This is a genomic window from Seohaeicola sp. 4SK31 (genome assembly GCF_028802875.1).
Taxonomy (GTDB): Bacteria; Pseudomonadota; Alphaproteobacteria; order Rhodobacterales; family Rhodobacteraceae; genus Seohaeicola.
On the sequence record NZ_JARAMP010000018.1, the window covers coordinates 16,766 to 31,760 of the forward strand.

At 61.9% G+C, this 14,995-nt stretch carries 14 protein-coding genes; 6 read left to right on the forward strand and 8 right to left on the reverse strand.

The annotated features are described in order from the left end of the window. Nucleotides 1–27 precede the first annotated feature (27 nt). From PVW27_RS15055 to PVW27_RS15085, 7 genes are all read right to left on the reverse strand, one after another. Nucleotides 28–852, reverse strand: coding sequence for an ABC transporter ATP-binding protein (locus PVW27_RS15055; protein WP_274559243.1), 825 nt, complete (start codon nucleotides 850–852; stop codon nucleotides 28–30). 121 nt (nucleotides 853–973) lie between these two features. Next, the gene (locus PVW27_RS15060; protein ID WP_274559139.1) at nucleotides 974–2,257 is read right to left on the reverse strand and encodes an ABC transporter substrate-binding protein; all 1,284 of its coding nucleotides are present in this window, start codon (nucleotides 2,255–2,257) and stop codon (nucleotides 974–976) included. A 75-nt stretch (nucleotides 2,258–2,332) separates the two neighbouring features. Beyond that, nucleotides 2,333–3,445, reverse strand: a complete 1,113-nt coding sequence (locus PVW27_RS15065; protein WP_274559140.1) for a branched-chain amino acid ABC transporter permease — start codon at nucleotides 3,443–3,445, stop codon at nucleotides 2,333–2,335. Nucleotides 3,446–3,451: 6 nt separating this feature from the next. Next, nucleotides 3,452–3,670: a hypothetical protein gene (locus PVW27_RS15070; protein WP_274559142.1), complete on the reverse strand. Its 219-nt coding sequence runs from the start codon at nucleotides 3,668–3,670 to the stop codon at nucleotides 3,452–3,454. A gap of 2 nt (nucleotides 3,671–3,672) precedes the next feature. Beyond that, nucleotides 3,673–4,659 (reverse strand): branched-chain amino acid ABC transporter permease, encoded by a 987-nt coding sequence (locus PVW27_RS15075; protein WP_274559144.1) that lies wholly within the window; start codon nucleotides 4,657–4,659, stop codon nucleotides 3,673–3,675. A 56-nt stretch (nucleotides 4,660–4,715) separates the two neighbouring features. Beyond that, complete coding sequence (locus tag PVW27_RS15080; protein WP_274559146.1) at nucleotides 4,716–5,537, reverse strand: ABC transporter ATP-binding protein; 822 nt, start codon at nucleotides 5,535–5,537, stop codon at nucleotides 4,716–4,718. Beyond that, on the reverse strand, nucleotides 5,534–7,507 hold the full coding sequence (locus PVW27_RS15085; protein ID WP_274559148.1) for an AMP-binding protein: 1,974 nt from the start codon (nucleotides 7,505–7,507) through the stop codon (nucleotides 5,534–5,536). The genes PVW27_RS15080 and PVW27_RS15085 overlap by 4 nt, the downstream gene beginning before the upstream one ends. Before the next feature lie 216 nt (nucleotides 7,508–7,723). On the opposite strand from PVW27_RS15085, the gene PVW27_RS15090 reads away from it, so the two are divergent. Together PVW27_RS15090 and PVW27_RS15095 are read left to right on the forward strand one after the other, a co-directional pair. Next, complete coding sequence (locus tag PVW27_RS15090) at nucleotides 7,724–9,646, forward strand: PAS-domain containing protein (protein WP_274559149.1); 1,923 nt, start codon at nucleotides 7,724–7,726, stop codon at nucleotides 9,644–9,646. Beyond that, a complete protein-coding gene (locus PVW27_RS15095) occupies nucleotides 9,643–10,347 on the forward strand; it encodes a response regulator transcription factor (protein WP_274559151.1) in 705 nt (234 codons plus the stop codon). The genes PVW27_RS15090 and PVW27_RS15095 overlap by 4 nt, the downstream gene beginning before the upstream one ends. Nucleotides 10,348–10,401: 54 nt before the next feature. Here the strand turns inward: PVW27_RS15095 and PVW27_RS15100 are convergent, their stop codons facing one another. Then, the gene (locus tag PVW27_RS15100; protein WP_274559152.1) at nucleotides 10,402–11,607 is read right to left on the reverse strand and encodes a hydantoinase/carbamoylase family amidase; all 1,206 of its coding nucleotides are present in this window, start codon (nucleotides 11,605–11,607) and stop codon (nucleotides 10,402–10,404) included. Nucleotides 11,608–11,736: 129 nt separating this feature from the next. On the opposite strand from PVW27_RS15100, the gene PVW27_RS15105 reads away from it, so the two are divergent. Genes PVW27_RS15105 through PVW27_RS15120 form a run of 4 tightly spaced genes read left to right on the forward strand, consistent with a single transcriptional unit; the run spans nucleotide 11,737 to nucleotide 14,921 of the window. Beyond that, nucleotides 11,737–12,396, forward strand: a complete 660-nt coding sequence (locus PVW27_RS15105; protein ID WP_274559154.1) for a histidine phosphatase family protein — start codon at nucleotides 11,737–11,739, stop codon at nucleotides 12,394–12,396. 56 nt (nucleotides 12,397–12,452) lie between these two features. Beyond that, nucleotides 12,453–13,508, forward strand: a complete 1,056-nt coding sequence (locus PVW27_RS15110; protein ID WP_274559156.1) for a saccharopine dehydrogenase — start codon at nucleotides 12,453–12,455, stop codon at nucleotides 13,506–13,508. A gap of 1 nt (nucleotide 13,509) precedes the next feature. Further along, complete coding sequence (locus PVW27_RS15115; protein WP_274559157.1) at nucleotides 13,510–13,761, forward strand: SemiSWEET family sugar transporter; 252 nt, start codon at nucleotides 13,510–13,512, stop codon at nucleotides 13,759–13,761. 14 nt (nucleotides 13,762–13,775) lie between these two features. Beyond that, the gene (locus PVW27_RS15120; protein ID WP_274559158.1) at nucleotides 13,776–14,921 is read left to right on the forward strand and encodes a saccharopine dehydrogenase family protein; all 1,146 of its coding nucleotides are present in this window, start codon (nucleotides 13,776–13,778) and stop codon (nucleotides 14,919–14,921) included. Nucleotides 14,922–14,995 lie beyond the last annotated feature (74 nt).

The window sequence follows — 14,995 nt, forward strand, 5'->3', positions numbered from 1 at the left end:
CCAATCTGTGGAGTGCCGCCCGAGTCGTCAGCTCAGCCAGCGTTTGCGGCGGCGGTAGGAGCGCACGTCGCGGAAGGATTTGCGGCCCTGTTCAGAGACACCCAGATAGAACTCCTTCACATCCGGGTTCTCGCGCAGATCGGCGGCGGGGCCGTCCATCACGACGCGGCCCGATTCCAGAATATAGCCGTAATGGGCAAAGCGCAGGGCCACGTTGGTGTTCTGTTCGGCCAGAAGGAAGGTATTGCCCTCTTTCTCGTTCAGGTTCTTCACGATGGTGAAGATCTCTTCGACCAGCTGCGGTGCAAGACCCATGCTGGGTTCGTCCAGCAGAATCGTCTCGGGGCGGCTCATCAGGGCGCGGCCGATCGCCGTCATCTGCTGCTCGCCACCCGAGGTATAGCCTGCCTGGCTTTTGCGCCGCTCTTTCAGGCGGGGGAAATAATCATAGACCATCTGGAGATCCGCCTCGATGGCCCCTTTGCCGTCCTTGCGCGTATAGGCGCCGGTCATCAGGTTTTCCTCGACGGTCAGGTGTTCGAAGCAATGCCGCCCCTCCATCACCTGGATGACGCCTTTCTGCACCAGATCGTTCGGGCTCAGATCCTGCACGCGTTCGCCGCGATAGGTGATGCTGCCCTTGGTCACCTCGCCGCGTTCGGAGTGCAGCAGGTTCGAAATGGCCTTGAGCGTGGTGGTCTTGCCCGCGCCGTTGCCACCCAGAAGCGCGGTGATCCCGCCTTTGGGCACCTTAAGCGACACGCCCTTGAGCACGAGGATCACGTGATTGTAGATCACCTCGATATTGTTGACCTCAAGAAGGGTCTCGTCGGTCCGGCCTGCGTCCAGCATCATTCACGCTCCGTTAAGGTTAACGCGCCCACCTTTTGGAAGAGCAGCGTTCAGGCTTCTTCTTGCTTCAAATATCCGGGTGCTGCGGGCAGCCGAGAGAGCTGCCCGCAGTTCGTCGCGCTTATTCGCAGCGCGGGGTGATGTTGGCTTCGGCGGCGTAAGCAGCCGAATCTTCCTCGATCAGCGGGTTCAGGACGTCCTGATCCGACTGGAAGAAGTCGGTGATCATCTTCCACTCGCCAGCAGCGGCATCCCACTGCTTCACGGCGCCAAAGCCGTCACCGCCATGGTTTTCACAGGAGACGCTGAAAGTCGGGCCGAAGTTCGGCAGGCCGAGCGCGGCCATCTTTTCTTCGGTGATCTCAAGCGCTTCCATACCGTCACGCATCATCGCAGGGGTGATCTGCGCGGTGCCATGGATGCCCTGTGCTGTCTTGGCAGCCTCAACCGCCAGCATTGCAGCATACAGACCACGGTTGTAGAGCACCGTGCCCATCTGGTCGCCTGCGCCGGCCGCTTTGCCTGCGTCCTTCACGTATTTCTGAAGGTCGGCATAGAGCGGATAGTCAGAGCCGAGGTTGTGGAAGGTCAGCGCCTTGTAGCCGTTGGCACCTTCACCAGCGGGCAGCACGTCGTTTTCCGAACCCGACCACCAGATGCCGATGAAGTTCTCCATGGGATAGCGGATGTTCACGGCTTCCTGGATGGCGACCGAGTTCATCACGCCCCAGCCCCACATCAGGACATAGTCCGGACGCTCGCGGCGGATCTGCAGCCACTGGCTTTTCTGTTCCTGGCCTGGGTGATCGACCGCCAGCAGGGTCAACTCATAACCGTGCTTCTTGGCCAGTTCTTCCAGCGTGCGGATCGGTTCCTTGCCATAGGCCGAGTTGTGATAGACGAGCGCGATCTTCTTGCCGCTGATGTCGCCGTTGTTCAAATCGAGGATATGCTTGATCGCGATGGAGGCCCCATCCCAATAGTTGGCGGGATAGTTGAAGATATGGCTGAAGACCTTGCCGTTCTTGGCGGAGGTCCGGCCATAGCCCATGGTGTGCATGGGGATGTCATCGGCGGTTGCCTTGGGGATCAGCTGATAGGTGATCCCTGTGGACAGCGGCTGATACACCAGAACGCCCTGGCCCTTGGTGGCCTCGTAGCATTCCACGCCTTTTTCAGTGTTATAGGCGGTTTCGCATTCCACCAGGTTGATGCGCTCGCCGCCGATGCCGCCGTCACGCTCGTTCATCAGGGTGAAATAATCCTGATAGCCATCGGCAAAGGGGATGCCGTTCGCCGCATAGGGTCCTGTGCGATAGCTGAGCGCCGAGAAGGTCAGGTCGGCCATCGCCGGGGCCGCGGCCATCATGGCCGCGGTTACCGCAGTGATCAGTTTCAGTTTCATCGGGTTATCCTCCCTTGGTTTTTCCGATGGTGGTGTCCGAAGGCGAGCCTTCGAATAGATTGCCTTGCCCCCGCCCTAGTGCGGGAAGGGCCAAAGCCGCAATTTTTCCTTGGTCACGCGCCAGAGCTGCGCAAGGCCGTGCGGTTCCGCGATCAAAAAGATCACGATCATTGCGCCGACGATCATGAATTCCAGATGCGCGGCAAGGTCGGTGGGCCAGCCGAGGCCACCCACGAGGAAGTTCTTGAGGAACACCGGCAAGAGCACGAGGAAGGCCGCCCCTGCGAACGAACCGAAGATCGAGCCAAGGCCGCCGATGATGACCATGAACAGCACGAGGAATGATTTCTGGATGCCGAAGGCCTCGCCCACCTCGACCGCGCCGAGGTAGATCGCAAAGAACAGGGCGCCCGAGATGCCGACGAAGAAGGACGATACGCCGAAGGCGCTCAACTTGGCGCGCAGCGGGTCCACCCCGATGATCTCGGCGGCGATGTCCATGTCACGGATCGCCATCCATTTGCGCCCGAAGGAGCCGCGGGTCAGGTTGCGTGCGATGATTGCGCAGGCGGCAAGGAAGACAAGGCAGAAAAGATACATCGCCCAGGCCGGTGCGTTGGGTCCCGAGATCGCCACGCCGAACAGGCCGCGCTCGGGGGCCGAAATCTGACCCGAGGCCGAGTAGTTGTAGAACCAGGACACGCGGTTGAACATCCAGACCAGGAAGAACTGCGCGGCCAGCGTCGCCACGGCCAGATAGAATCCCTTGATCCTGAGCGACGGCAGGCCGAACAACAGCCCCACCAGCGCGGTCATCACGCCACCCATCAGCACGCTGAAGAAGATGTTGAATTCGGGCAGGCGGAACAGCAATTCGCCGCCCCACCAGATATCCACGCCGGTCATGAACTTGTAGCAGGAATAGGCGCCCACCGCCATGAAACCGCCGGTGCCAAGGCTGACCTGTCCACAATAGCCGACAAGGATGTTCAACCCGATCGCCGCGATGGCATAGATCAGGAAGGGCATGAAGACCGCGTTCACCCAGTAATCGTTCAGCACGAAGGGGATGATTGCGAAGGCGATGAACAGCACCGCATAGTAACGGTAGCGGTCGAATTTGATCGGGAAGGTCTGGTTGTCATCCACATAGGATGTCTTGAAGTCGCCTGCCTCACGGTAGAACATCTGCCCTTACCCCTCTTCGCGGATTTTCGACATGTGGCGCACGGACGGCGTCGCATGTGACAGTTTCAGATAGGCGATGACGCCCGTGACGAAGCCCAGTCCAGCCAGAAGGCTGGCGGTGGTGATCTGCGAGGTCGTCAGGTCCCCGGCGGTCAGGGCCAGATATCCAAAGGCCCAGAACCCCGACCAGGCGACGACATTGATGATGGCGATCAGCTTGCGCATCGTCAGACCCTTTCGATGATCTTTTCGCCGAACAGACCCTGCGGCCGGAACACGAGGAAGATCAGCGCCAGCACATAGGCGAACCAGTTTTCGGTGGCGCCGCCCATCATGCCGCCCAGCGTGAATTCGAACAGCTTTTCACCCACGCCGATGATCAGCCCGCCCACGATGGCACCCGGGATCGAGGTGAAGCCGCCCAGCATCAGCACGGGCAACGCCTTTAGCGCCATCAGCGAGAGCGAGAATTGCACCCCTGATTTCGCGCCCCACATGATGCCTGCGACCAGCGCCACGAAGCCCGCGATGGACCAGACGAGGATCCAGATGAAGTTCAGCGAGATTCCCACGGACAAGGCGGCCTGATGGTCATCGGCCACCGCACGCAGAGCGCGACCCTGCTTGGAATACTGGCTGTAGAGCGTGAGCGTGACCACGAGGATCAGCGCCACGATCGAGGCCACGATATCGAGATTGTCGATGAAGAAGCCGTAGCCGAAAAGGTTGAACGTCACTTCATCCAGCGTGGCGTTCATGCCTTGCGGCAGGCCGACATCCAGCGTCTTGAGCTGACCGCCCCACATCAGATCGCTGAGACCTTCAAGGAAATAGGCCAGACCGATGGTCGCCATGAACAGGATGATCGGTTCCTGATTGACCAGATGCTTGAACACGAAGCGGTTCACGGCCCAGGCCAGGAAAACCATGACCCCCATGGTCAGCAGGATCCCCAGAAGGGCCGGAATGTGCCAGCCGAAATGATGCACATTGGTGCCGAAGATCGCGTTGATCAGGTGGCTGAAGGGCACCTGACCGTCCATGATCCCCACCAGCGTGGCGGCGGCGAAGAGGGCCATCACGCCCTGGGAGTAGTTGAAGATGCCGCTGGCCTTGTAGATCAGCACGAAACCCAGCGCCACCAGCGCATAGAGAACCCCGGCCATCAGGCCGTTCAGGATCACTTCCAGCGCGAAGAAAAGTTGTTCAGGCATGGGGCACACTCCCTGCGAAACCGTGGATCGTGGTGACGGGTTTGGTCGTAAGGGGCTCAGTCATGGGCCACCCCCAGATAGGCATCGATCACCGCCTGATTGTTGCGCACCTCGTCGGGTGTGCCATCGCCGATCTTCTTGCCGTAATCCATCACGACGACGCGGTCGGACAGGTCCATCACAACGCCCATATCGTGTTCGATCAGCGCGATGGTGGTGCCGAATTCGTCATTCACATCAAGGATGAAGCGGGACATGTCCTCTTTCTCCTCGACGTTCATCCCTGCCATGGGTTCGTCCAGCAGCAGAAGCTTGGGCTCGGCGGCCAAGGCGCGCGCCAGTTCGACGCGCTTCTTGAGACCGTAGGGCAGACGCGCCACGGGGGTCTTGCGGATCGCCTGAATTTCCAGAAAGTCGATGATCTTTTCCACTACTTCGCGGTTCTCGACCTCTTCCTTCTCGGCGGCCCCTTTCCAGATCGCCTGCGCGACCATGCCCGTTTTCATATGCGTCAGACGGCCGGTCATCACGTTGTCCAGAACGCTCATCCCTTCGAACAGGGCGATGTTCTGAAAGGTGCGGGCGATGCCCTGCTGGGCCACCTGATAGGGTTTCATCGGCGGGCGCTTTGCACCCCGAAACCAGACCTCGCCTTCCTGCGGGACGTAGAAGCCCGAGATCACGTTCAGCATCGAGGATTTGCCCGCACCATTCGGGCCGATGATCGCGCGGATCTCGCCTTCGCGGATATCGAAGCTGATATCGGTGATCGCCTTCACGCCACCAAAACGCAGCGTGATGTTCTTCATCTCCATCAACACGCCACCGATCTGGCGGCCGTCAGCGGTGGTGTAACCTTCCGTGCTCATCTGGTTCATTCTGCTGCCATCTTCTGCGTGGTGTCCGGTTGCACCGCTGCGTCGCGGATTTCGAGCGTCGCGCTGATGTATCCCTTGCGCCCGTCCTCATAGGTGACTTCGGTCCGGGTGCTGATCCGCTCTGATCCGTCATACAGCGCGGTGATCAGATCGTTATACTTGTCCTCGACGATCCGGCGGCGGACCTTGCGGGTGCGGGTCATTTCGCCGTCATCGGCGTCCAGTTCCTTGTGCAGGATCAGGAAGCGGTGGATCTGACAGCCCGACAGGATCGGATCTTCGGCCACCGAGCGGTTGACCTCCTCGACATGGGACTGGATCTGATCCAGCACCTTCGGGTGACCGGCCAGTTCCTGATAGGAGGAATAGCCGATGTTGTTCCGTTCGGCCCAGTTGCCTACGGCGCTGAGGTCGATGTTGATGAAGGCCATGCAACGATCGCGGCCATTGCCGAAGACCACGGCTTCAAGGATGTTGGGATAGAACTTCAGCTTGTTCTCGACGTAGTTGGGCGCAAACAGGCGGCCATCGGCCATCTTGCCCACGTCCTTGGCGCGGTCGATGATCCGCAGATGCCCTGAACTTTCTTCGATGAAGCCCGCATCGCCCGTGGCGACCCAGCCTTCGGCATCCTTGGTATCGGCGGTGCTTTCGGGGTTCTTGTAGTAACATTCGAAAACGCCGGGGCTGCGGTAGTAAACCTCGCCATTGTCGCCGATCTTCAGCTCGACCCCCGGTGCTGGCACACCCACGGTATCCGAGCGCACCTCGCCATCGGGCTGCATGGTGATGAACACCGTGGCTTCGGTCTGGCCGTAAAGCTGCTTCAGGTTGATGCCAAGGCTGCGGTAGAAATCGAAGATCTCGGGGCCGATCGCCTCACCGGCGGTATAGCCGATGCGGACACGGCTGAACCCGAGCGTGTTCTTGAGCGGGCCATAGACCAGGATGTTGCCCAAGGCATATTTCAGACGGTCCATGAACCCGACGGGCTTGCCGTCCAGAATCGACGGGCCCACCTTGCGGGCATGGGCCATAAAGGTGTCGAACAGCCATTTCTTCATGCGGCTGGCGTCTTCCATCCGGATCATGACGCTGGTCAACTGGGTTTCGAACACGCGAGGCGGGGCGAAGTAGTAGGTCGGCCCGATTTCGCGCAGGTCGGTCATCATGGTTTCGGCGCTTTCGGGGCAATTCACGCAGAAGCCCGTCCAATAGGCCTGCCCGACCGAGAAGATGAAATCGCCCACCCATGCCATCGGCAGATAGGCCAGAATTTCCTCGCCCGGCCCGAGATTGTCGAACTCTGAAGAGTTCTGAGCGCTTTCGATGATGTTGCGATTGCTGAGGACCACGCCCTTGGGTTTGCCCGTGGTGCCCGAAGTGTAGAGCATCACGCAGGTCGAGGTCAGGTCCAGCTTGGCGCGGCGCCGCTCGAGTTCGGGCGTCAATTCATCGCGCGCGGCATGGCCTTGTTCCTGCACATGTCTGAAGTCATGCAGGTGGGAGTGGTCGTATTTCCGCAATCCGCGGGGATCGAGATAGATCATATGTTCGAACTGGTGCAGGCGATCCTGAATCTCGATCACCTTGTCGACCTGTTCCTGATCTTCGGCGATCACGAAGCGCGCGCCGCAATGGTCCAGCACATAGGCCATCTCTTCGGCGGCCGAGTCCTGATAGAGCGGCACGGGAACCGCGCCCACGGATTGCGCCGCGACCATCGACCAATACAGTTGTGGCCGGTTGCTGCCGATGATGGCGATGAAATCACCCTCATTGACACCAAGGTTGATCAGGCCGCGGGCCAGATTGTTCACTTCGCGTTGAACATCCTTCCACGTCCATGTCTGCCAGATGCCGAATTCCTTTTCACGGTAAGCGGGCTTGTCCGCGAACCGTTGGGCGTTGCGCTGCAACAGCGCCGGTATGGACGTGTGTCCACCGGTCGCCTGTGACGACTGTGCCAAATCTATTCCTCCCTTGTGCCCGTTCTCCCTCCGGGCCGGTGACCACCTTGAGCGGCGATTCTTTACCGATCTTTGATGGTGCACCCCTTACGCTCTACGTCAACTTTTTCCTGATGATTTCCCAATTGTTACGAATTGTAACAGGACGATTCGCGGCCCTTGGCCCTAGGCGGGCGCGTCGCGGAGTGTTAGCCATGTCCCACCAGAGGGATGATCATGAGCACGGGACAGATTGATACATCGGCAATGACCATGGCCGGGCTGAACCTGATCCAGCAGGCCTTGTCGATCTATGACAGCGATTTGCGGCTTGTGGTCTGCAACCGCCCCTTCCGCGAGATGTTCGGCCTGCCTCCGGAACTGACCACGCCGGGGGCCGCCTTCGAGGACACGATCCGCTTTCTGGCCAGCCGGGGTGAATATGGGCCGGTCGAGGATCTGGACGCTGCGGTGCAGATGCGTGTCGAACAGGCCCGCGCCTTTGAGCCGCATTACATGGAGCGCCTGCGCCCGGACGGCCGCAGCATCAGCGTCGAAGGCTCGCCCCTGCCGCAGGGGGGCTGGGTGACGGTCTACACCGATATCACCCGCACCAAGCAGCAGGAGGCGTTGCTGCGCGCCCGGTCGGCCGAGTTGAGTGACAAGGTGCTGTCCTATGCCGAGGAACTGAGCGCGACCAACCGCAAGCTGGAGGCGACGGTCACGGCACTGGAGGAGGCCAAGCGCCAGCTGACCGAAACCGAAGCGCGCACCCGTCTGACGACCGAGATGATGCCGGCCCATATTTCGCATGTGGGACGTGACCGGTGCTATACGTTTTCGAACCGCAAGCTGGGGGTGGTGATGCCGGGGCGTCCGGCGAATATCCTTGGCCTGCCGATCCGCACCGCTTTGGGCGAGTCTGCCTATGCCGCGATCCAGCCGCATCTGGATGCCGCTTTCTTCGGCACGCCCTCGGTTTTTGAGTTCAACGACGAGGAAAGCTCGCGCCGTATCCGCGCGGCCTTTACCCCGGATCGTGCCCCGGATGGGCAGATCAACGGGGTCTATATCCTGTCGATGGACGTGACCGAGGAAACGCAGGCCCGCAGCGCCCTGCAACAGACACGGCGGCGAGAGATGGCGGCGCAACTGACCAGCGGGATGGCGCATGATTTTTCGAACCTGCTGACGATCATCCTTGGCAGCCAGTCGCGTCTGCAACGGATGAGCCTGCCGCCTGATGCGCGCGATCTGGTGACGGCAACACTATCCGCAGCCCATCGCGGCGGCGCGCTGCTGAACCGGATCGCCGATATCACCGGCGCGCGGGAATGGCACCCCGCACCGGCCGATCTGCGCGCGGTGCTGGCTGATCTTGACACGCTGGCCGCCCCTGCGCTGCCGCCGGGGATCACCCTGACCATCCGCAATGACATCGCCCATGACGCGCTGATGCTGGATACCGGCATGTTGCAGGATTCGCTTCTGAACCTGATCCTGAACGCGCGCGACGCTTGTGGCGCGGCGGGTGAGATCATGCTGGATGTCACGGCGCTGCAGGATACATGGGCCGAGTTCACTGTCAGCGACACCGGCCCCGGATTTTCCGAGGCGGCGCTGGAACATGCCTTGGAGCCCTTCTTCACCACCAAGGGCGGCGAAGGCACGGGTCTGGGGCTGGCCATGGTCTATGACATGGTCAAGCTGGCCGGAGGCCGTGTCTGGATCGGCAATACCGAGAGCGGTGGACAGGTTCGGCTGCGCTTGCCGCTGCGCCCCTCGGCCCTGCCGCTGGTGCCGGGGCTGGTGCTGCTGGTCGAGGACAGCCCCGACCTGCGCGCGGGCATCCGCGAGATGCTGCGCGATCAGGGGCATGCGGTGATCGAGGCCGCGACCGTGGAGGAAGCACTGGCCCTGTTGGCGCAACTGCCTGATATTTCGCTGATCCTGTCGGATATCACGCTGGAAGGGGATGCCACCGGACTGGACCTTCTGGGCCGTCTGCCCGAGGGGCATCCACCTTGCCTGCTGATGACCTCCTTGCCGCCCGATCATCCCTGTCATGTCGCCGCGAGCGCGCAGGTTCCGGTGCTGACCAAGCCCTTCACAGCCACAGGCCTGCATGCCTTTCTGCAAAGGGGGGCTACGCCGGAATGACCGCGCCTCTTGTCACGATTCTGGACGATGAACCGGCGATCCGGAACATGCTGGCCCATGCGCTGACCGAGGCTGGGTTCCGCACGATGAGTTTTGGGCGCGCCACGGAGTTCGAGGCGGCATTGAAAACCGCGACGCCGGATATCTGTCTGGTCGATCTGTCCCTGCCTGACCGGGACGGGCTGACGCTGGTGCATCGGCTGGCGCTGGAACAGGGGGCGGTTGTCATCATCATCTCGGGACGCGCGCAGGTGCAGGATCGCGTGACGGGGCTGGAACTGGGGGCAGATGACTACATCATCAAACCCTTCGATCCTGCCGAGGTCGTGGCCCGTATCCGCGCCCGCCTGCGCCGCGGGCAGGTCACGACCCAGACCGGCCAGACCGCGCGCTTCAACGGCTGGACCGCGCATTTCGACAGCTACACGCTCAGGGATGAGAGTGGAGCCGAGACACCCTTTTCCCATGCCGAGGGCGAGGTGCTGCGCCTGTTTCTGGAGCGGCCCAAGCGCTTGATCTCACGCGCGATGATGCAGGAAATTCTGGGCGGGGCGGCAGGCGACAGTTTCGACCGGGCGATGGATGTGCGCATCTCTAGGCTGCGCACCAAGCTGCGCGAGGACCCCAAGAACCCGCGCCTGATCAAGACGATCTATGGCGCGGGCTATATCTTTGTGGGTGATGTGGTCTGGACCGGATAGGTCAGGACCGGGGTTCCACCCCGGACCCCGGGATATTTCCGGCAAGAAGAAGCTTCAGCGGGTCTTTGCCAGATCGGGGAGCGCGGCAGCCATGACGTGAAGCCCGGTCAGCAAGTCGTCTTCTGCTGTATCTTCGGCGAAGGCGTGGCTGATCCCATTGATGGACGGCACGAACATCATCGCGGCGGGCATCAGGGCCGCGACATTGGTTGCGTCGTGCAACGCGCCGGATTGCATCTCGCGCCAGCGGCCGGGAACGTGGGATTCAGCGGATTTGCCCAATGCGGCGCGGAAGGACGGGTCCATTGCCACGGATTCCAGCCCCAGCATGTCCGAGAAGGACAGGCTCATGCCATGGGCGGCGGCGATTTCGGCAACGGTGTCGCGGATCACATCCTCCATCCGCTTGAGGCGCGCCGTGTCGCCGTCGCGCCATTGCATCGAGAATTCCACCCGCCCCGGCACGATGGAATGGGCCCCGGGATGCAGGCTGACATGACCGATGGTCCAGACGGACTGCGGTGTCACGATGTTGCGCAGACGGTCGTTCAGCGCGGCGTTGAAGGCCGAGAGTGCCTGAAACGCGTCGCGGCGGCGGTGCATGGGTGTGGTGCCCGCGTGGTTCTGCTCGCCCTCCATCGTGATGGTCATGTCGCGGATGCCGACGATGTCGGTGACCACCCCGACGGCCTGCCCGGATTCATGCAGCCACGGCCCCTGTTCGATGTGACATTCGACAAAGCCGGTGAAGCGTTTGGGGTCGATGGGTTCGCCCGTCAGATGCGCCATCGCGGCCCGCGCCGCCGCAAAGGTGACGCCTGCGCTGTCGGTCAGGGTATCGGCACGCGCCAGCGGAAGTTGCCCCGCCCAGATCGCGCTGCCGGTGGTGACACCGAAGCGGCCTTCTTCGTCCTGGAAATTGGCGACCGAGACAGGCGGGCCGCCAGCCTCCTGCGTGGAACGGGCGATTTCGAGGGCGATGACGACACCCAGCGCCCCGTCGAGCCACCCGCCTTCGGGTTGGCTGTCGCTATGCGATCCCATCAGAAGGGAACGTCCGGGGGCAAGACCGAAGAGGTTTCCCACCGCATCGAAGCGCGGCTCCAGCCCCGCGTCGCGCATCCGCCCTGCAAGCCATTCGCGCGCAGCGATATCGGCTGCGGAATAGGCCGGGCGGACCACGCCCTTTCCGATTCCTGATGCCCCGAACTGCCGCAGATCATGCAGATCCTTGAGAAACCTTTCGCCATTCACCTGCATCCGACGCCCTTTCCTGTCTGTCGGCTGTTACACAATCTTCATCCGCCGGGGATGTCCAGTGCGCGGCTTGGCGGTTGCGCTGCCGCCGGTGCTGGCCTAGGTCTGCGGCGCAGTCAGATGGAGAGGCGGATGTCGCAGATCACCCTTGTCCGGCATGGACAGGCCCAAACCGGGGCACGGGACGAACATGGCTATGACAAGCTGAGCCCCCTTGGCCATCAGCAGGCGGCGTGGCTGGGCGAGCATCTGACCGAGACGCGCGAGCAGATCAGCCGCGTCTATTGCGGCACGCTGATCCGGCATCTGGAAACAGCCGCCGCTATGGGGGCTGGGCAATATGCCGAGATCGTGCAGGACCCGCGGCTGAACGAGATGGAATTCTTCACGCTGGCGCAGCTTTACGGAACGCAACACGGCGCGGCCCTGCCCGACTCGCGCGAGGGTTTCGTCAGCTACATGCCGCGTCTTCTGGCTGCGTGGGAGGCGGACGAGATCGACAGCCCGCCCGAAACATTCGCCGATTTCACGGCACGGGTGACCGATGCGATCACCGAGATTGCGGGGGGACGTGGTCCTGCGCTGGTGGTGACATCGGGTGGATTGATCGGGATGGTGCTGCGGCAAACGATGGGGTTGGGCACGCCTGCCTTTGCGCGGGCCTGCATTGCGATCATGAATACATCCGTGCACCGCTTGCATCGGCTGGGCAGTGATATGGCGCTGACCCAGTTCAACGCAGTGCCGCATCTGGACCGGCCCGACCGGCAATACGCACAAACGCATCTTTAAGACGCTCTTGGCCTTGTCTATGGTGCGGGCCAATTCACCTGCTGAAAGACCTGAACATGACACATCTGTGGGTGCGCGCCGAACAGCGCGCCAATGAGGAACGGGTCGGCCTGACTCCCGAAGGTTGTGCCGCGCTGATCAAGGCCGGTGTGCGGGTCACGGTCGAGGACAGCGATGTCCGCGCGATTCCGATCGAAGGGTATCGCCGCGCTGGCGCCAATATTGCCGCGCAGAACGCATGGCCCGGTGCGCCTGCAGATGCGATCATCTTCGGCCTGAAGGAACTGCCCGAGGATGGAACACCTCTGTCGCATCGTCACATCATGTTCGGCCATGCCTTCAAGGGACAACCGGCCGGGCAAGAGTTGCTCAAGCGGTTCAAGGCCGGGGGCGGCACGCTTTACGATCTGGAATATCTTGTCGATGCGAACGGCCGCCGGGTCGCGGCCTTTGGTTATTGGGCGGGATTCGCGGGGGCTGCTGTCTCGCTGAAATGCTGGATCGCGCAGCAGAGGGGCGGAATCTGCGGGCCGATCGGGGTTTATGCCGGGCGTGACGCCCTGGTGGCGGACCTGACCCAAGAGATGCGCAGCATCGCGCAGGACCGTCCCCGCGCCATCGTCATCGGTGCGCTGGGGCGTGTGGGCACCGGCGCATCCGACCTTTGCGAGGCGATGGGACTGCAAGTCACGCGCTGGGACATGGCCGAGACCGCCAGCGGTGGGCCGTTCCCGCAGATCATGGAGCATGAGATTTTCCTCAACTGCATCCTCGCCCGGCCCGGCACGCCCGTGTTCGTGCCCGCGAGCGCGCCGACCGATCCGCGCAATCTGACGGTGATCGGCGATATCGCCTGCGACCCGACCAGTGATTTTTCTCCGATCAAGGTCTATGATCGCACGACAACATGGGCGGAACCCGCCTTGCGCGTGCATGATGCGCCACCGCTGGACGTGACCGCGATCGACAATCTGCCCTCGATGCTGCCGGTGGAAAGTTCGCAGGATTACGCGGACCAATTGCTGCCGACCCTTCTGGAACTGCATTCTCTTGAAACCGGCGTCTGGGGGCGTGCGCGTGACACGTTCCTGACCCATCTGGCAAAGGTCTGACATGACGCCTCTTTACATCGGCTATGCCGCTGCCGTCCTTGGGACGATCTGCTGGATCCCGCAGGCCCTTCAGGTCTGGCGGACACGCGATACGCGCAGCCTGTCGCTGATCGCGCAGTTGCTGTTTCTGGCCACGGTCTCGCTGTGGCTGGTCTACGGGATCATGATCGTCGACTGGCCCTTGATTCTGGCCAATATCGTTTCGGTCACGGCGATGATCGCCATCGTCACAGCCAAGCTGAAGTTCAAATAAGGAAAGGAACACCCATGACCATTCACTGGTGCGGCACCGGCCTCTCGGCCATCCCCGGTCTGCGTCGCCTGATCGAGGCGGGGCATGAGGTCGCTGTCTGGAACCGGTCGGTTGAGAAGGCGCGCAAGGCGGTGGGTGATCTGACCGACCGGATCGAGGCTTTCGACATAGACGCCCTGGGCGCGGCGCTGGCCAAGGGTGATGTCGTCGTGTCGATGCTGCCTGCTGACTGGCATGTGCCGCTGGCCAAGCTGTGTCTGGAGAAGGACGCGCATTTCGTGTCGTCGTCCTATATCGCGCCCGAGATGCGCGCTTTGGATGAGGCGTTCCGGGACAAGGGGCTGCGCTCGGTGAACGAAGTGGGGCTTGATCCGGGTATCGACCATCTGATGGCACATCATCTGGTGGCGGAATACCGCGCCTCGGACGCCTACGATCCGCAGAATGCGATTTCTTTCCTGTCCTATTGCGGGGGTGTGCCCAAGATCGCCAATGCCTTCCGCTACAAGTTCAGCTGGTCGCCGCTGGGGGTGCTCAAGGCGCTGCGTTCTCCGTCGCGGTCGATCCGCAACTTTTCGGAACTGCGGGTGGACCGCCCGTGGAACGCATTGAGCAGCTATGACGCGCCGCTGCCCACGCCCGAGACGTTTGAAGTCTATCCGAACCGGGATTCGGTGCCCTTCATCGCGGATTATCGCTTTGATCCCGCCTGGCCGGTGCGTGATTTCGTGCGCGGCACGCTGCGCCTGAATGGTTGGTCTGATGCCTGGGCCGGCGTGTTTTCCGAGATCGAAACCCTGAGCGGACCAGAGGGTGACGCACGGCTGAAGGTAATGTCGGATCAGTTCTGGTCCGAGAACGCCTATGACGAGGGCGAGCCGGACCGCGTAGTTCTGTGTGTCGAACTGAAGGCCGAGAAGGACGGCAAGACCGTCTGGCACAAGTCATATGTCATGGATGCTTGGGGCGATGCGCGTGGCACGGCGATGGCACGGCTGGTCTCGGTGCCCGTATCGCTTGCGGTCGAATCGGTTCTGGCGCGCGAGATTCCCGCCGGTGTTTCGGCCGCGCCGCATGATCCGCGCCTTGTGGACCGCTGGATGGCCGAGATCGACAAGCTGGCGCAACATCTTCAGATCGTGGACCGAACCGCCGCCTGAACCGCGAGAGCGTATCGGATGAAAATTGAAAACCCCGCCTCGGGTAACCGGGGCGGGGTTTTTCCGAACAACGG